Source organism: Aeromonas sp. 603079, assembly GCF_049172135.1.
GTDB lineage: Bacteria > Pseudomonadota > Gammaproteobacteria > Enterobacterales > Aeromonadaceae > Aeromonas > Aeromonas veronii.
The window spans coordinates 78,804-95,866 of sequence record NZ_JAAKPX010000010.1 but is presented as its reverse complement, the minus strand read 5'-3'; the positions used below and the strand labels follow the sequence as shown (position 1 = coordinate 95,866).

Annotated in this window: 19 protein-coding genes; 4 read left to right on the top strand and 15 right to left on the bottom strand. The window is 59.0% G+C overall.

Features of this window, described 5'->3' with window-relative positions; translation table 11 throughout:
- Positions 1-13 precede the first annotated feature (13 nt).
- Positions 14-484: an Rrf2 family transcriptional regulator gene (locus G5287_RS09330; RefSeq protein ID WP_005340388.1), complete on the bottom strand. Its 471-nt coding sequence runs from the start codon at positions 482-484 to the stop codon at positions 14-16.
- A 111-nt stretch (positions 485-595) separates the two neighbouring features.
- Between G5287_RS09330 and hmpA the strand changes: the two genes are divergently transcribed.
- Positions 596-1,789 carry an NO-inducible flavohemoprotein gene (gene hmpA, locus G5287_RS09325; protein WP_201990764.1) on the top strand — a complete coding sequence of 398 codons (1,194 nt, stop codon included), beginning with the start codon at positions 596-598 and terminating at the stop codon, positions 1,787-1,789.
- A gap of 99 nt (positions 1,790-1,888) precedes the next feature.
- Here the strand turns inward: hmpA and G5287_RS09320 are convergent, their stop codons facing one another.
- From G5287_RS09320 to G5287_RS09295, 6 genes are all read right to left on the bottom strand, one after another.
- The gene (locus G5287_RS09320) at positions 1,889-2,473 is read right to left on the bottom strand and encodes a tetratricopeptide repeat protein (RefSeq protein WP_103251390.1); all 585 of its coding nucleotides are present in this window, start codon (positions 2,471-2,473) and stop codon (positions 1,889-1,891) included.
- 395 nt (positions 2,474-2,868) lie between these two features.
- Positions 2,869-3,804: a malate dehydrogenase gene (gene mdh, locus G5287_RS09315; protein ID WP_005340384.1), complete on the bottom strand. Its 936-nt coding sequence runs from the start codon at positions 3,802-3,804 to the stop codon at positions 2,869-2,871.
- A gap of 221 nt (positions 3,805-4,025) precedes the next feature.
- Positions 4,026-4,688 (bottom strand): arginine ABC transporter permease ArtM, encoded by a 663-nt coding sequence (gene artM, locus G5287_RS09310; protein ID WP_005348902.1) that lies wholly within the window; start codon positions 4,686-4,688, stop codon positions 4,026-4,028.
- 3 nt (positions 4,689-4,691) lie between these two features.
- Positions 4,692-5,342 carry an arginine ABC transporter permease ArtQ gene (artQ, locus tag G5287_RS09305; protein ID WP_043826111.1) on the bottom strand — a complete coding sequence of 217 codons (651 nt, stop codon included), beginning with the start codon at positions 5,340-5,342 and terminating at the stop codon, positions 4,692-4,694.
- Between the two features lie 3 nt (positions 5,343-5,345).
- Complete coding sequence (locus tag G5287_RS09300; protein ID WP_227341901.1) at positions 5,346-6,083, bottom strand: transporter substrate-binding domain-containing protein; 738 nt, start codon at positions 6,081-6,083, stop codon at positions 5,346-5,348.
- A gap of 24 nt (positions 6,084-6,107) precedes the next feature.
- Positions 6,108-6,848 (bottom strand): ATP-binding cassette domain-containing protein, encoded by a 741-nt coding sequence (locus tag G5287_RS09295; protein ID WP_005357971.1) that lies wholly within the window; start codon positions 6,846-6,848, stop codon positions 6,108-6,110.
- 201 nt (positions 6,849-7,049) lie between these two features.
- On the opposite strand from G5287_RS09295, the gene argR reads away from it, so the two are divergent.
- A complete protein-coding gene (gene argR, locus G5287_RS09290; RefSeq protein ID WP_005340378.1) occupies positions 7,050-7,520 on the top strand; it encodes a transcriptional regulator ArgR in 471 nt (156 codons plus the stop codon).
- A gap of 90 nt (positions 7,521-7,610) precedes the next feature.
- On the opposite strand, the gene G5287_RS09285 is transcribed toward argR, so the two are convergent.
- From G5287_RS09285 to glnK, 5 genes are all read right to left on the bottom strand, one after another.
- Positions 7,611-8,516, bottom strand: a complete 906-nt coding sequence (locus G5287_RS09285) for a Dyp-type peroxidase (protein WP_421231199.1) — start codon at positions 8,514-8,516, stop codon at positions 7,611-7,613.
- 103 nt (positions 8,517-8,619) lie between these two features.
- Entirely contained in the window at positions 8,620-9,654 is a 1,035-nt protein-coding gene (locus G5287_RS09280; protein ID WP_337073205.1) for an ABC transporter ATP-binding protein, read from the bottom strand.
- Positions 9,655-9,736: 82 nt separating this feature from the next.
- On the bottom strand, positions 9,737-11,362 hold the full coding sequence (locus G5287_RS09275; RefSeq protein ID WP_421172264.1) for an ABC transporter permease: 1,626 nt from the start codon (positions 11,360-11,362) through the stop codon (positions 9,737-9,739).
- Positions 11,363-11,401: 39 nt separating this feature from the next.
- On the bottom strand, positions 11,402-12,409 hold the full coding sequence (locus G5287_RS09270; protein ID WP_021230948.1) for a Fe(3+) ABC transporter substrate-binding protein: 1,008 nt from the start codon (positions 12,407-12,409) through the stop codon (positions 11,402-11,404).
- A 258-nt stretch (positions 12,410-12,667) separates the two neighbouring features.
- The gene (glnK, locus tag G5287_RS09265) at positions 12,668-13,006 is read right to left on the bottom strand and encodes a P-II family nitrogen regulator (RefSeq protein ID WP_005341406.1); all 339 of its coding nucleotides are present in this window, start codon (positions 13,004-13,006) and stop codon (positions 12,668-12,670) included.
- Positions 13,007-13,207: 201 nt separating this feature from the next.
- Here glnK and arfB point away from each other — a divergent pair, with 201 nt between their 5' ends.
- Positions 13,208-13,624 carry an alternative ribosome rescue aminoacyl-tRNA hydrolase ArfB gene (arfB, locus tag G5287_RS09260; RefSeq protein ID WP_139430011.1) on the top strand — a complete coding sequence of 139 codons (417 nt, stop codon included), beginning with the start codon at positions 13,208-13,210 and terminating at the stop codon, positions 13,622-13,624.
- 25 nt (positions 13,625-13,649) lie between these two features.
- Entirely contained in the window at positions 13,650-14,141 is a 492-nt protein-coding gene (locus G5287_RS09255) for a methylated-DNA--[protein]-cysteine S-methyltransferase (protein WP_227341897.1), read from the top strand.
- 359 nt (positions 14,142-14,500) lie between these two features.
- Here G5287_RS09255 and G5287_RS09250 read toward each other — a convergent pair whose 3' ends face one another.
- From G5287_RS09250 to tapU, 3 genes are all read right to left on the bottom strand, one after another.
- A complete protein-coding gene (locus tag G5287_RS09250; RefSeq protein ID WP_005340360.1) occupies positions 14,501-14,926 on the bottom strand; it encodes a hypothetical protein in 426 nt (141 codons plus the stop codon).
- A 194-nt stretch (positions 14,927-15,120) separates the two neighbouring features.
- Positions 15,121-15,894, bottom strand: a complete 774-nt coding sequence (gene yaaA, locus G5287_RS09245) for a peroxide stress protein YaaA (RefSeq protein ID WP_201937767.1) — start codon at positions 15,892-15,894, stop codon at positions 15,121-15,123.
- Positions 15,895-15,941: 47 nt separating this feature from the next.
- Positions 15,942-17,051 (bottom strand): type IVa pilus ATPase TapU, encoded by a 1,110-nt coding sequence (tapU, locus tag G5287_RS09240; protein WP_227342977.1) that lies wholly within the window; start codon positions 17,049-17,051, stop codon positions 15,942-15,944.
- Between the last annotated feature and the right edge of the window lie 12 nt (positions 17,052-17,063).

Genomic DNA, 17,063 nt, shown 5'->3' with positions numbered 1-17,063 from the left:
CTATTGCTCATAGTCATTGCTCATCTTCATCATCCGGCTCCAGCACCAGCGTCGGGATCAACTCGCCGAAGACCCGTTGCAGCTCGTCACGGTTGGCCAGCAGGTCTTGCAGCGTATAGCTGTCCATCACCGCCAGAAACGCATCCATCGCCTCTTTCAGCGCACTCTTGAGCAGACAGACAGAGACGATGTGGCAAGCGGGCGAGCCGCAGTCAATGCCGTCCAGATTGCCTTCCAGCGCCCTTATCACCTGCCCGATATTGATGGTAGCGGGATCGCAAGCCATGCGAATACCGCCATTCTTGCCCCGCTGGGATTGCAGATAGCCCAGCTTCACCAGCTGATTGACCACCTTCACCATGTGGTTGCGGGAAACACCATACAGGGCTGATACCTTGGCAACGCTCGACAACTCCCCTTCCGGCAGGGTGGCAAGATAGAGCAGGGCTCTCAATCCGAAATCTGTATAACTGGTTAGTCTCATAAAACCTGATTAGCGCGATGCGAAAAGTGGAGTATTGATTCAAATCAAATAAACATCTAGGATGCCACTTATTAAATGACATTTTATATGTTCAATTAGAACGAGGCCCCTATGCTAGATCAAACCACCGTTGCCGTCATCAAAAGCACCATTCCGCTGCTCGAATCGGCAGGTCCTGCCCTCACCCAGCACTTCTACCAACGGATGTTCAGCCATAACCCGGAGCTGAAAGATATCTTCAACCTGGCCCACCAACGCAGTGGCGGCCAGCCGCTGGCCCTGTTCAATGCAGTCGCCGCGTATGCAAAGAATATCGACAATCTGGGAGCGCTCGCCGGTGCGGTCGAGCGGATTGCGCACAAACATACCGGATTCCTGATCCAGCCAGAACAATATCACATTGTAGGTAGTCATCTCTTGGCCACGCTCAAAGAATTGGGCGGAAGTGCGGTCACCGACGAGGTGCTGGAGGCATGGGGCAAGGCGTATGGCGTGCTGGCAGACATCTTCATCGGCCGCGAGCGGGAGATCTATCAGGAGAAGGCAAGTCAGGATGGCGGCTGGCAAGGTACCCGCACCTTCATCATCAAGGAGAAGCGAGCCGAGAGCGACCTCATCACCTCCTTCCTGCTGGCACCGGAAGATGGCAAGCCGGTACTGACCTTCAAACCGGGCCAATACCTCAGCATCAAGCTGGTTCACCCCGAGCTGGAATATCAGGAGATCCGCCAGTACTCCCTCTCCGATGCCCCCAACGGGCAGGATTACCGCATCAGCGTCAAGCGTGAGCCGCAGGGTCAGGTCTCCAACCTGCTGCACGATCACCTGCAGGCGGGTGACAAGATCGAGGTGATGCCTCCTACCGGCGATTTCTACCTGAAAGCCGACAGCCAGACCCCGGTGGTACTGCTCTCAGCCGGTGTCGGCGTGACGCCGATGATGAGCATGCTCAACCAGCTGCTGGAAAGTGCTCATCAGGCCGAGATCACCTGGCTGCACGCCTGCGAACAGGGCGCTGTACACGCCTTCCGGGAGGATATTCAGCAAAAATCCCGCCAGCATCCCAACTTGCTGAGCCGGGTCTGGTATCGGGAGCCGGAGGCCAGCGATGTACAGGGTGAAGATTATGACCTGGCCGGCACCATGGATCTGACTGCCGTGAAAGAGCGCATCACGCCGCAGGCCCACTACTACTTCTGTGGCCCTGTCGGCTTCATGCAAGAGATCAAGCGGCAGCTGCTGGCGGCTGGGGTGTCAGCCGGGCAGCTCCATTACGAAGTTTTTGGCCCCCACCAAGATCTCTAAGGCGCAGGCAGCCATATAACAGAGGGAGGTTCCGGCTTGTCATGGCACGGCGGCTGGAACCGGACCCACAGGTGCAGATCTGTGGGTCATTTTTTTGGATCAGTGCATCGCCTTGGCGCGGGCCACCACGTTGGCCGGCATCCGGTTGCCAAGACGGCTGAGCAGACTCGCCGCCTTCTGGTGCAGCGCCTTGTCACCTATGACGGAGCCATGGAGCCAGCGATAGGCGTCCTCATAATCAAGCGGACTGCCCATCCCCTGCAACAGCATCTCGACCCACTCGATGCGAGCCCGCAGAAAACCGAGGCTGGCCGCCTCGCGCATCAGAGTTTCGGCTCGCACCAAATCCTTCTGCACCAAAGTTCCTTTCCAGTAGTAGCGCCCCAGCTGCTCCAGCGCTGGCGCCAACCCCTGATTGGCCGCCTCCCACATATATTGCACCCCGAGTTCGGCATTGGATTTGGTACAGACACCCCACGCCAGCATATCCCCCCAGAGGAATTGATAGGCCGGGATCTTCATCACCGAGGCGCGCGCTTCGATATCCTGAGTCAGCTGACAGCGATCCTGCTTCACCTGAGTGAGGTGACGCCCCTGCTCAATCCAGTTGAGCAACTCGTCCTGACGATAGAGTGGCACCGCCTGTAACTCGCCAGCGGCCAGAGGTGCGGGAGGCGCCACCACAGCAGCAGGTTCCACCGGTTTTGGCAGCGGCGCGGCCCCCTCGCCACTGCTGGCAACGGGGGTGACCGGCTCGGCCGGGAGCAAGACGGGGACTGCCTCAGAGGGCGCTGGCGTAGCAGCAGAGACAGGGGCCGTTGACACCGCAGCACTGCTTGCTGTCGGTGCCGATGCACTTGCTGCAGGCACATCGCTCGATACGGCAGCCGATACCGCCTCGGCACCATAGAGGGGCGCGGTGAATGTACCGACAAGAATGAGAAGGGTAAGGGGTTTCATCATAAGGATCTCCTGCTGCACTCTGTTATCGGCACCAAGCCCCATCCCCTTAGCCTGCCGGGCGGATCTCATCAATACAAAAGGGAGCCGAAGCTCCCTTGTTGGCACGGTTGACCCGCTTACTTGACGAAATCGACACCCAGCTGGATATCGGCTTTCAGGGTAGCCAGCATGCCTTCCATCGCTTCCTGCTCGAACGCGCTCAGCTTGCCGTAATCCAGTACGGTTTCGACGCCATTCTTGCCCAGCAGTACCGGCTGTGCGAAGAAGGTGGCGTGCTCGCCGTTGCCTTCAACGTAGGCGCACTCAACAACGTTGGCTTCGCCCTGCAGACCCTTGATGAGGGAGAGACCGAAACGGCAAGCCGCCTGACCCATGGAGAGGGTCGCAGAACCGCCACCGGCTTTGGCTTCCACCACTTCGGTACCGGCATTCTGGATGCGCTTGGTCATGGCTGCCACTTCTTCAGCGGTGAAGGAAGCGCCTTCAATCTGGGAGAGCAGCGGCAGGATGGTGACGCCACTGTGACCACCGATCACGTTGACGCGTACCTTGTCGATGTTCAACCCTTTGGCAGCGGCCACGAAGGTCTCGGCGCGGATCACGTCCAGGGTGGTGACACCGAACAGGCGACGCTTGTCATAGACACCGGCTTTCTTCAGCACTTCGGCGGCGATGGCAACGGTGGTGTTGACCGGGTTGGTGATGATGCCGATCAGTGCTTTCGGGCAAGTGGCCGCGCACTTCTCGACCAGATTCTTGACGATACCGGCGTTGATATTGAACAGGTCGGAGCGATCCATCCCCGGCTTGCGTGCCACACCGGCGGAGATCAGCACCACATCGGCCCCAACCAGCGCAGGAGTCGGATCTTCACCGCAGAAGCCCTTGATGGCGACGTCGGTAGGAATATGACTGAGGTCAACGGCCACACCCGGAGTAACCGGGGCGATGTCATACAGGCTCAGCTCGGAGCCAGCCGGCAGACGGTTTTTCAACAGCAGAGCGAGGGCTTGACCGATGCCACCAGCGGCACCCAGAACGGCAACTTTCATGATCAACTCCATGTTTAAGCGTAGGTTTAAGGTTGTTTGTTGTTGTGCGCCCAACCTTAATGGATCCCCCCATAAAAAACAATCTGATAACAGTTGCAGTCACGGGTTCTGTGAGCCACGAAACATGCGGGAGCAAAAATTGGAGGGAAATACAAAAAGTTGGAGGAGAAGCACAGTTTTTCTGCACTTCTCCTTACCATAAAGAGGTAGATCTGAGGGTCTCAGGATTGGAATGCCAGCGCCCGTTTTTCACACCAGCGAAAACCAATTGTTAACAATCCGTTCATCGCCAGATAAAGCCCGCCAGCCACCCCGAACACCGCCAGGGTATCGTAGGTCTGGGCGTTCAACCCCTGCGCCAGCCCCATGATGTCCATGATGGTGATGGTACTGGCGAGGGAGCTCCCCTTGAGCACCAGGATCACCTCGTTGGAGTAGGCAGGCACCAGATGACGGGCGGCATGGCGCACCTTCATCCACAAGGTCTGGCGGCCGTTAAAGCCAAGCGCACGACACGCCTCCACCTCACCAGCCGGGATGGCATCGAGCGCCCCCTTGAACAACCGGGTGGAGTAGGCCGCCGTGTTGAGGCCCAGCGCCAGCACGGCGCAGAACCAGGGCTGCTTGAGCAGCGGCCAGAGCGGGCTGGCTTTCAGCCACTCAAACTGACCCGGCCCGTAGTAAATCAGGAAGATCTGAATGAGCAGCGGCGTGCCGGTAAAGAGCAGCACCCACAGCTGCACCAGCTGGGTCGCCACCGGCAGGCGCAGCTCCAACACCCAGGTCATCAGGGCTGCCAACACAATCCCCAGCAGCAGGCTGAACAGGGTCAGCTCCAGCGTGGTGACCAGACCGCCCAGCAACGTAACGAGATACTCTTGCATCAGTCAGCCTCCGTAGCGGCGGGTGTAGCGGGCAGCCAGCCCGAGGCCATATTCACTCACCAGACTGATGGCCAGATAGATGAGGGCGGCGGCGGCATACCAGGTGAACGGCTCATAGGTACTGGCCGAGGCCATCTGGGCCTGACGCATCATCTCGTTGACCCCGATAAGCGACACCAGCGCGGTATCTTTCAGCAACACCAGCCACTGGTTGCCGAGGCCCGGCAGGGCATGACGCCACGCCTGCGGCAACACGATGCGAAAGAAGATGTGGCTCTTGCTCAACCCCAACGCCAGCGCCGCCAACCGTTGACCTGAAGGCACCGCATTGAGCGCCGCCCGCAGGGTCTGGGTCGCATAGCTGGCGAACAGCAGGGAGAGCGCCAGCACGCCACAGGCGAACGGGCTGAACTCCACATACTCGCCAGTGATGAGGAACAACACCTGGGTCGAGCCGAAGTAGATGAACAGCACCACCAGCAACTCGGGCAGGCCACGGATCAGCGTGGTCAGGGTGGCCACTGGCCACACCAATGCACGCTGCTTGCTGAGCTCGGCGGCACTGAACGCCAGTGCCAATACCATGCCCCCGACCAGTGATGCCAAGGCCAGCCCGAGGGTCATCCAGGCTGCATCCAACAACAGGCTCAACATGGCTTACTGCGCGAAGTATTTGTCGAAGATTTTCTGATAGGTGCCGTTGGCCTTGATCTCGGCCAGCCCCTTGTTCAGCTGGGTCAGCAGCGCCTGATTGCCCTTGGCGACCGCGATGCCAAAGCCGGTACCGAAGTACTTGGCATCGGTCACCGGTGCACCCACCACCGCATACTCCTTGTGCTGCTTCAGCCAGTCGGCTGCGACAGCGGTATCAGCAAACACACCGTCGGTACGGCCATTCATCATGTCGAGGAAGGCGCTCTGGTAGCTGGCGTACGGCACGGTCAGCAGACCCTTGCTCACCCAGTTATCCACCAGATAGGACTGGTGAGAGGTACCGTTCTGCACACCGACTGTCTTGTCGACCATCTCTTCCGGCCCCTTGAAGGCCCCTTTCTTGGCGACGAATACTGCCGAGTTCTCGTAATAGATGTCGGAGAAATCGACCTGAGCGGAGCGCTCCGGGGTCACGTCCATGGCGGCAATGGCGGCATCATAGCGACGGAATTTGAGGCTGGGGATCAGGCTGTCAAAGGCCTGGTTATGGAAGCTGCACTCCAGCTTGGCCTGCTCGCAGATGGCGCGCGCCAGATCGATGTCAAAACCCTGAAACTCGTTCTTGTCATCCAGGTATTCGAACGGTGCGTAGGTGGCCTCGGTGGCGAACTTGATCTCTTTGGCCATGACGGAGGTACTCAACAGGCCCATGGCAGCAACCAACAACAGACTCTTTTTCATGACAGCTTCCTTATCGATTCAATATCAATGCATCAAGAATTCGGCAAACCGGCTGGTTTGCGGGGATTGGAAAATGGCGGCGGTGCCGGATTCGATGATCCGCCCCTTCTCCAGATAGATCACCTGACTGGCCACCTTGCGGGCAAAGTCGACCTCGTGGGTCACCACCACCTGGGTAATGCCGGTCTGGCTCAGGTTGCGGATGATCTCGGCCACCTCCTTGGTGATCTCGGGATCGAGGGCTGCAGTCGGCTCGTCAAACAGCAGCACTTCCGGGTCCATCATCAGGGTACGGGCAATGGCCACCCGCTGCTGCTGACCGCCAGAGAGACGGGCAGGCCAGGCATCGCGCTTGTCGGCCAGTTGCAGCTGGGCCAGCAGGTAGGCCCCCTTCTCGATGGCGGCCTCCTTGCTCATGCCGAGCACCTTGACCGGCGCTTCAATCAGATTCTCCATCACAGTGAGATGTGGCCAGAGATTGTACTGCTGGAACACCATGCCCACCTTGCGGCGCAGCAGTTGGGACTGGCGGTTGAATTCGGCAGCAGAGAGGGAGTTCGGGAAAGAAAATTCACTTTCGCCAATCCGCAGAACACCCGCATCCGGGGTATCCAGCAGATTCATCATCCGTAGCAGGGAACTCTTGCCAGCACCGCTCGGGCCCAGCAACACCAAGGTTTCACCGGGGGATGTCCGAAAGCTGACCTGTTGCAGAACCGGCACCTTGTGCCAAGACTTCTCGATACCTATTAATTCAATACCCATACAGCCCAATTGAATAAGTTTTCAAAATTTCATCCCGATTCTATCCCTAATAAAGGTTGATGCAAGCCATTTTTGAATCAATATGCAGAACAAGCGCCGCTTCCTTGCAAAAAACGGCATATGAATGCAAAATGGCCCCGCTGTTCGTATCTGCCGCCTGTATCGCGCAGGCCGCCACACCTCCTCATTCGTGAGACCAAGATGAAACACAACGACAAGCAAGAAAAACTGGCCAAGGCCTTTAAAGCCTTGCTGAAAGAAGAGCGCTTTGGCTCCCAGGCAGAAATCGTCACCGCCCTGCAAGAGCTGGGCTTCGAGAACATCAACCAGTCCAAGGTATCGCGCATGCTGAGCCGCTTCGGCGCCGTTCGCACTCGCAACGCCAAGATGGAGATGGTCTACTGCCTGCCGGTGGAACTGGGCGTGCCCACCACCTCCAGCCCGCTCAAGAATCTGGTACTGGACGTCGATCACAACGGCGCACTGGTGGTGATCCACACCAGCCCGGGTGCAGCCCAGCTGATCGCCCGCCTGCTCGACTCCCTCGGCAAGGCAGAGGGGATCCTCGGCACCATCGCCGGTGATGACACCATCTTCATCACCCCGACCAGCGACACCGATATCGAAGAGCTCTACCTCTCCGCCCTCGAGCTGTTCGAACAGACTCCGTAATGGCCGCTACCGCGTCATAGCGGTCACGCCAGAACGAAAAATCCCGGCCAAGGCCGGGATTTTTGTTTTCTGAGTCTTCGTCAGGCGGGCTTATTTGCCCTGCGCCATCAAAAAACCTTCCGATGGGGCGAAGAAAGCCGCGCCGGTCACCGCCTTGGTAAAGCGCAGCAGGTGGTCGAAGTGGCTGCCCTCCCCCTTGTACATGCTGGCCAGCATGGCGTTGAAGTGCTGAGGAGTGCGGCAGCAGGAGATGAAGTAGAGCCCCTGCTCGGTCATGGTGCCCCAGGGCATGCTCTGGCGCAGGATCTCCATGGACTCTCCCTTCGGAGTCTTGAGATTGACCCGCTTGATGTGGGCGGTCAGCGGTTTGGCGGCAGACTCATACTCGATGTTATCGGGCTTGGTGCGACCGATAATGTCTTCCTGCTCTTTTTGCGCCAGCTTCTCCCAGTCGCTCATGGCATGGACCCAGCGCTGGACATGAATGTAGGAGCCACCGGCAAACTCGCCTTCCGCCACCAGCGCCACTTCGGCACGGTGCTCATCCTGCGGGTTCTCGGTGCCATCGACGAAACCGGTCAGGTCACGGCAATCCAGGTTGCGGAAACCGCGCACCTCTTCGGCCAGCTCGACCAGTCCGGCCAGCAGTGCCATCACACGGTGACCTGCGTGGTGCAGCACATCCACCCGATCGGCGCGCAGCTGGATAAAGAGATCAAACGGGGTGTTGGGCGCTTCCTGACCATTGGCGGATTGCGCCATAAAGCTGCGGAACTGGGGTGGACGGGCGGCAGGGTAGAGACCATCCCAAGCGTCGGCGCCAACAGCAACCAGACCGCTGAAACCGGCATCAGGGAAATCGGCGGCGACCGCCTGCCACAGGACGGGCAGTTTGGCCAGACGGCCGACCAGTTCGGCGGCATCGCCGGTACGATTGAACATCAGATAGAGGGCGTGCAGATTCGGCTCTGCGCAGATCCCGGCTTGGGCTTTCATATATCTCTCCCCTGAATAGGCGTTAGCGTTACGGGCTATTTGCGTTGCGCGATTATAAACCAGAGTGGATCCAGTTCTTTGATTTCACGACGATATCACGCGTTCAGGGCAAAGGGGCAAATAACACCAACCCATGGGGGGCAACCTTGATCCGTGCCCGCATCCCATCAAGGGGCTCGCCAATGCTCGCCTCCAGTTGCAGATCGCCACACTCGAACAGCACCCGGCAGTGGTGACCGAGGAACTGCTGCTCCACCACCTTAAGCTCGCCATCTGCGGCGCTCTCCAGCAGCAGTTGCTGGGGGCGGAGCATCAGCTGCAACTGCTCACCCACCGCCCGGCCATGAGGCTCACTGCCACAAATGACCCCGAGCGCCGTCTGCACGCAGTGGCTGTCCACCACCTCGGCAGCCAGATAGTTGACCCCACCGAGAAACTCCGCCACGAAGCGGTTTTGCGGACGGCGATAGAGCTGCTCCGGCTGGCCCACCTGTTCGATGTGACCAGCGCGAAACAGCGCCAGCCGATCGGCGAAGGCGAACGCCTCTTCCTTGCTGTGGCTGACGAAGATAGCGCCGATCCCCTGCTGCTTGAGCAGGGCGCGGATCTCGAGGATCAACTTCATCCGCACCTGGGTATCGATGTTGGAGAAGGGCTCATCCAGCAGCATCAGCCGTGGCTTGCACACCAGCGCCCGGGCGATGGCCACCCGCTGCTGCTGGCCGCCGGAGAGCTGGTGCGGATAACGATCCCCCAGCCCCTGCAGATTGACCAGCGCCAACGCCTCGTCAACCTGCTGCTGGCGGGCGCGGCGATCGAATTTGGTCAGACCGAAACCGACGTTGTCGGCCACCGTCAGGTGGGGGAAGAGGGCGTAATCCTGAAAGATCATGCCGATGTTGCGCGCCTCGGGCGGCACGCTGGCACCCGGCCCGTCGAGCAGGGTATCGCCGAGGCGAATCGAGCCATCGGCCAGCGGCAGCAGCCCGGCGATGGCCTTGAGCAGCGTGGTTTTGCCGCAGCCACTGGCTCCCAGCAGGCAGACGATCTCGTTGTCTGCCACCGTCAGGGAGAGCTGTTCCAGCACATTGCGGCCGTTGTAACGGCAGCTAACATTTTCAACCTGCAAACAGGACAAGGCTGACTTCCTCTCGTTTCTGGCGGCGCGCAGCCTTTTGGTTCAGCGCACCGCATGCAATTTCATTGGCCGACGTGGCGACTCAGTGGCCCGGACTGTCCAGACTGCGGTTGACCCAGATCAGCGGCAACAGCCCCACCAGCACGATGACGATGGCCCCCAGCGCGCCGCGCTCCAGCATCTCGTCCGAGACGAATTGGTAGACGTGGGTCGCCAGAGTATCGAAGTTGAACGGCCGCAGCAGCAGGGCGGCGGGCAGCTCCTTCATGGATTCGATGAATACCAGCATGGCACCGGCAAACAGACCTCGGCGCACCAGCGGCAGATGGACCCGCCGCAGCATGCCGCCATCCCCCTGCCCCAAGGAGCGGGCTGCCATGTCGAGACTGGGGGAGATCTTGCCCATGCTGCTCTCCACCGAGCCGATGGCGATGGCCACGAAGCGCACCAAATAGCCGAACACGATGGCGGTAATGGTGCCGGTCAGCAGCAAGCCCGGCCCCTGACGCCCGAGCCACTCGGCCAGATCGTTGATGGCAAAGTCGAGGGCGGTGAGCGGCACCAGCACCCCGATGGCGAGCACGGTGCCCGGCATGGCGTAACCCATGGCGGCGATGCGCAGGGGCAACAGACTCTTTATACCGCCATCGAGGCGGCGGAAGAAGCCGAGCAGCAGGGCGATGCCCATCGCCAGCAGGGCGGTTAGCGCCGAGATAGCCAAGCTGTTGCCGGCGAAGCGGACAAACTCCGGTGTCCACGACAACTCGAAGTAGCGCACCCCGTAATCGAGCAGGATGACGAACGGCAGGCCGAAACCGGCAAGCACCAGCCCCCAGCACCAGAGACCGGCCAACCAACGGCCAATCCCCTTGAGCGGATAGCGCAGCGGCTGCTCATGGCCCATGGACTTCTGGAACACCTGCTGCCGACTGCGCGAGCGGCGCTCCAGCGCGATCAGCAGCACCACAGCCAGCAGCATCAGGCAGGAGAGTTTGGCCGCGGTGGCCAGACTACCGTAGCCGAGCCAGGTGTCGTAGACCGCCGTGGTCAGGGTGTTGATGGCAAAGAAGTGGACGGTGGCAAAATCTGCCAGCGTCTCCATGGCCAGCAGCGATACCGCCACCATGATGGCGGGGCGCGCCAGCGGCAGACTGAGGCGACGAAAGCTCTGCCACGGGGTGCAGCCGAGCAGGCGGCTGGAGTGGATCAGGCTGACTGACTGCTCGAGAAAAGAGGCGCGGGTCAGCAGATAGACATAGGGGAACAGCACCAGCGCCAGCACCCAGGCGGCGCCACCAAGGGAGCGAATGGCAGGAAACCAGTAATCGGCAGGGCTGTTCCAGCCAAAGAGTGCTCGCAACCCGGCCTGTAGCGGGCCCGAGTAGTCGAGCAAGTCGGTATAGACGTAGGCGACGATATAGGAGGGCATGGCCATTGGCAGCATCAAGGCCCACTGCAGGGCACGGCGCCCCGGCACCTGACACATGGCCACCAGCCAGGCGGTGGGTACGCCAAACAGCAGGCTTAGCAATACTACGCCGACCACCAGCCCCAGGGTATTACCGAGATAATCGAGCAGCACGGTATCGGCGAGGTGGCGAAACAGCTCCCCCTCAGCCGAGAAGGCAGAGAAAAGCAGGGCTATAACCGGTAAACCCAGCAGCAGGGCGATGGCCCAGCTGCCGGTCATCCATCCAAAATTTTTCATGAGACCACAGATGTTGATGGGGCCGTTGGCCCCATCTGATTACAAATCGAACTTCACTTCATCCAGCAACTGCAAGGCGTCCTTGCGGTGCTTGGCGTAATCGCTGACCGGTAGTGCGTCAGACTTGAAACTGCCCCAGGACTTGACCATGGCGGAAGGCTCGACTCCGGCCTTGACCGGATATTCGGCGTTCACGTCCGCATACATGTGCTGGGCGGTGTCGCCAGCCAGAAACTCCATCAGCTTCTGGGCCTCGGCCTTGTTCTTGGCATACTTGGTCATGGCCACGCCGCTCACGTTGACGTGGGCACCGCGGTCAGCCTGGTTCGGGAAGTTGATATAGACCGCATCCGCCCAGGACTTCTGCGCCGGATCTTTCAACATGGCGCCCAGATAGTAGCTGTTGCCGAGTGACACGTCACAGATACCATCCTTGATCGCCTTGACCTGATCCCGGTCGTTGCCCTGCGGCTTGCGCGCCAGGTTGGCCTTGACCCCTTCCAGCCAGGTTTTGGTCTCGGCCATACCGTGATGGGCAATCATGGAGGAGACCAGCGCCACATTGTACTCATGCTTGCCGCTGCGGGTGCAGATTTTTCCTTTGAATTCAGGCTTGGCCAAGTCTTCGTAGCTGATGGTCTCGAGCTTGCCGAGGCGATCCTTGCTGGAGTAGATGGCGCGAACCCGGGTGGTCAGGGCGAACCAGCGATTCTCCGGATCACGATAGATGGCGGGGATGTTCTCCTGCAGGATCTTGCTGTCTACCGGCTGCACCAGCCCCTTGTCCACCAGATCGGTCAGACGGCTGATATCGACGGTCAGCATCAGGTCGGCCGGAGAGAGCTTGCCTTCCCGCTCCAGACGCTCGTTCAATCCCTCTTTGGCGAACACCACGTTCACCTTGATGCCAGATTCCTTCTCGAACTGCTGGATGATGGGCTTGATCAGCTCATCCTGCCGGTTGGAGTAGACATTCACTTCCCCGGCCGCCAATGCCGACTGAGCTGCCAACGCAGAGAAAGCCAGTGCCAACATCTTCATTTTCATCATCCATTCCTTGATTAGCTATACATAGTGATAACGATTTCCGTTTGCATTCTGCATACATCTTATAAGCGGATCAAGAAAGCTCGCCGTCGCCACATCACATATTTAATCGCCCATAATTGAAAAGGGCCGGATGGAATCCCATTCGGCCTCTTCTGAGCAAAACGTTATGTTGATCAGGCTTCAATAAGCGCTCACTCCATCGGGATTCCCCGAGATCGGGAGGTCAACAGATCTGTACGTCACGGATGCGGTTCATCACAGCGCCTCGTCGTCACTTTCGCCGGTGCGGATGCGCACCGCCTGCAGCAAGTCATAGACAAAGATCTTGCCGTCGCCGATCTTGCCGGTATAGGCCGCCTTGCAGATCGCCTCGATCACCCCTTCCACGTTATCATCGGCGGTAGCAATCTCCAGCTTCACCTTGGGCAGGAAGTCGACCTGATACTCGGCTCCCCGGTATAATTCGGTGTGTCCCTTCTGGCGGCCAAATCCCTTGACCTCGGACACGGTCAGCCCTTCCACCCCCAGGTTGGCAATAGCCTCGCGGACATCGTCCAACTTGAACGGTTTGATAATCGCACTAATCAGCTTCATCTGGTTGCTCCCAATCCATGGTGTGTCATGAATCGGGTTTCAATTCTTATGCCAAGTATTTTTATTGTTTTATTTCATATAGATAGAGTTTAATGCCTGCGCCATTCGTCAGGCACATCCCCATAACCGGCCAGCACGCCCCATAATGAGGCACCATGCTGCAGCGGTCAGCGGGTATGCACCAAACAAGAGCAAAACAGCATGTTAGTTATCTCCAACAGCGTCACGATTCCCTGGCATGAGCTGCAATTTCAGACCATGCGGGCACAGGGCAACGGTGGACAGCACGTCAACAAGACCGACTCCGCCGTCTGGCTGCGCTTCGATTACCGCAACTCTCCCAGCCTGACGCCCCTCTACAAGGAGGGTCTCGACAAGCTGAGCGACAGCCGGGTACACGATGGCTTTATCCTGATCCGGGTCGAGAGCCATCGCAGCCAGGACATGAACCGCAAGGAGGCGATGAACCGTCTGGTGGAGTTGCTGAAGAAAGCAGCCTGGCGCCCCAAGGCTCGCCATGCCACCAAGCCGACCCGCAGCTCCCAGCGCAAACGGGTCGATGCCAAAAAGCGCAAGGGGGATATCAAATCCGCCCGCGGCAAACCGGTTCTGGACTGAGCCAGCCCCCAAAGGATGTCAGCCGATGAGATACAGTTTTTGCGACAGCGCCCGCGGCCCCCTGCTGGTCGCCATCGATCAGGATGGTCTGCGCTATGTGGAGTTCGTGCGGGGGGAGCAGCCGGTAACTCCGACCAATGAGTGGCAGCGTGATGACCTGGCTCTTGCTCCTTTCGTCGAGCAGTTCACCGCCTATTTTGCCGGAAAATTGCAGCAGTTCGATCTGCCCATGGCACCGAAGGGCACCCCGTTCCAGCAAACGGTGTGGAACGCTTTGTGTGATATCCCCTATGGCGAGACCGTGAGCTATCTCGAGATTGCCCAGGCTATCGGCAATCCCAAGGCAGTGCGAGCAGTAGGCGCTGCCAATGGCCGCAATCCGCTGAGCATCATAGTACCCTGCCATCGGGTGATCGGACGCAGCGGCGATCTAACCGGCTATGCTGGCGGCATTCCCATCAAGCGCTGGTTGCTGGCACTGGAACAGGCAGGCACAACATTCGAGCTGGCCCCATGAGACAATGAGCGTCCCCGGAGAGGAACGGGACAATATCGCGACCAGAATGAAAAGGCTTTCAATCAGTGGCCACGCCTTGCTGACAAGATGAACAGAAGATGAAGAATCGCCTCAGAACTACTTCAGATTGAGCTTGGCATGATGGCTCCATACTTGAATGGCACGGCTCATTCGCTGATTCAAGTAGCACCCATGTGACGCTTCCAATCTGTCTTTTTCCCCGCGCCTCCTCTGAGGCGCTTTTTTTGTGGCAACACAACAGGCCACCCTCTGACTGAGTGACCTGAGCATCGCACGCTCTGCACCTCCACAAAGACAAGAGGCGAAGGATCCCCCTTGGCCTCTGGCGTTATCGCTGGCTACTCGCTCTGGGGCAGGAACTGCAGCTCTGGCGCAGAAGAGGTCAGCACATCGGCGCAGTAATCCCAAGTGGAGATGCGATAGTGCTGCAGATCTTCATCCAGATGCAGGCCGTCCGACTCCTGATGGAACCAGCTGGCAAAACGGGATGGAGTGATGAGCTGGATCTGCTCTTCGATGGCGTGGCTATCCTTCCCCTCAGCCAGATCGCAATCCTCGATGACCCGCAGGGCATAAATATGGCGAAAATAGACCCTGCAGAGGATTTGCGGGGGTAGATCGATGCTGCGCGCCCGCCCCAGCATGATGGTCAGGGAGTCGCTCCAGAGATCCTGATGCAACTCGGCCACAACCAGACCGGGCGGGAGCTGGCGGGACGGAGCCCAAGGGACGGCAACCTGCCGAATGGCATTTTTCTGTTCCATATTCACCTCACGACAACTCGCTCCCTGTCTTGAGTCTATCTGAACCACATAGTCCCGGCGAAGGCAATCGATGGACAATAAAAACGGCAATAAAAAAGCCGACGTATCAAACGTCGGCGAATAAAAAGTGCTTACAACAGAGGATTCAAATATTCAGACCCGCGGGTCGAAAGATTGGTTCCCTCTTTTTGTAATTAATTTTCGGCGCGTTTAAACATCAGGGTATTGGCGTCCGACTCTTCCGGCACAAAGTAGTAGCCCTCGGCGTTGAAACCGGTCAGCTGCTCCACCTCGGTCAGACGGTGCTTGATGATGTGGCGAGCCATCATGCCGCGCGCCTTCTTGGCGTAGAAGCTGATGATCTTGAACTGGCCGTTCTTCTCATCCTTGAACACCGGTGTGACAATCCGCCCTTTCAGGCTCTTGGGTCGTACCGACTTGAAATACTCGTCGGAGGCCAGATTGATCAGCACTTCATCCCCCTGCGCAGCCAGCGCGTCATTGAGATGGTGAGTGATCACCTCCCCCCAGAACTGGTAGAGATCCTTGCCGCGACTATTGTTGAGCCTGGTCCCCATCTCCAGTCGATAGGGCATCATCAGGTCGAGGGGGCGAAGCACGCCGTAGAGGCCGGAGAGCATCCGCAGGTGTGCCTGAGCGAAGTCAAAATCGGCCTCGCTAAAATCCTCCACCGCCAAACCGGTGTAGACATCCCCCTTGAAAGCCAGCAGCGCCTGACGGGCATTGGCGGGGGTGAAATCTGGCTGCCACTCGGCAAAACGGGCGGCATTGAGACCGGCCAGCTTGTCGCTGATCTTCATCAGAGTGGCGATCTGGTCAGGGCTCAGTTGGCGGGCCCGGCGAATCAGTTCGGCGGAGTGATCCAGCAGCTCGGGTTGGGTGAAACGGGGGGTCACCAGCGGTGACTCGTAATCCAGCGTCTTGGCCGGGGAAACCACAATCAGCATAACGTTCCTTTCTGGCGAGGGGCCGAACAGCGGATCGGCCCCATGTTTCATTCATCCAGCGTCACATTTTCCAGTGTGCCGGACCCCAGCTGCTCGCGACCGGAGAGCTTGATCAGCAGCCGCAGGTCGTTGGCCGAGTCGGCATGGGCGAGGGCCTCACTGTAGCCAATCTGGCCGGCGCAGAACAGGCTGAAAAGCGCCTGATCGAAGGTCTGCATGCCCAGTTCGGCAGATTTGGTCATCACCTCCTTGAGACGGTGCATCTCTCCCTTGCGGATGATGTCGGTGATGAGCGGGGTATTGAGCAGGATCTCGAATGCCGCACTGCGCCGCAAACCATCGACACTCGGCACCAGTTGCTGGGCGACAATGGCTCTGAGGTTGAAGGAGAGATCGAACAGAAACTGGCGATGTTTCTCCTGCGGCACCAGATGGAGGATGCGATCCAGCGCCTGGTTGGCGTTGTTGGCATGCAAAGTGGCGAGACAGAGATGGCCAGTCTCGGCGAACTGAAGGGCAAACTCCATGGTCTCCTGACTTCGGATCTCGCCGATCAGGATCACGTCCGGTGCCTGACGCAGCGAGCTTTTCAGTGCTACATCGAACGACTCGGTGTCGATCCCCACCTCCCGCTGGGTCACCAGGCTACGGCCATGCTGATGGACGAACTCCACCGGGTCTTCCACCGTCAGGATATGACCATCGGCATGCTGGTTGCGATAGCCGATCATCGCCGCCTGAGTGGTCGATTTACCCGCCCCGGTGGCACCGACAAACAGCACCAGCCCGCGCTTGGCCATCGCCACCTCCTGCAGGATCCTGGGGAGCTGCAGATCTTCAAAGGTGGGAATGCGGGTCTCGATACGACGAATCACCATACCGGGCAGCTCCTGCTGCCAGAAGGCGCTGACCCGAAAGCGACCCAGCGCCTCGCGGTAAATCGCGTAGTTGGCCTCCTTGGTGCGGACATAGCGCTCGAAGTGATCGCTGCTGAGGGTATCCCTGACCAGCGTCAGCGCCCCTTTCTTGTCGAGCGCGTCTCCCCCCAGCGACACCAGATGGCCATTTACCTTGAGGGTGGGCGGCGAGCCCACCGTCACAAACAGATCCGATCCCTTTCGCTCGACCAGCTCGCTCAGCAGATCATCCAGATTCATCATTTATCCCTC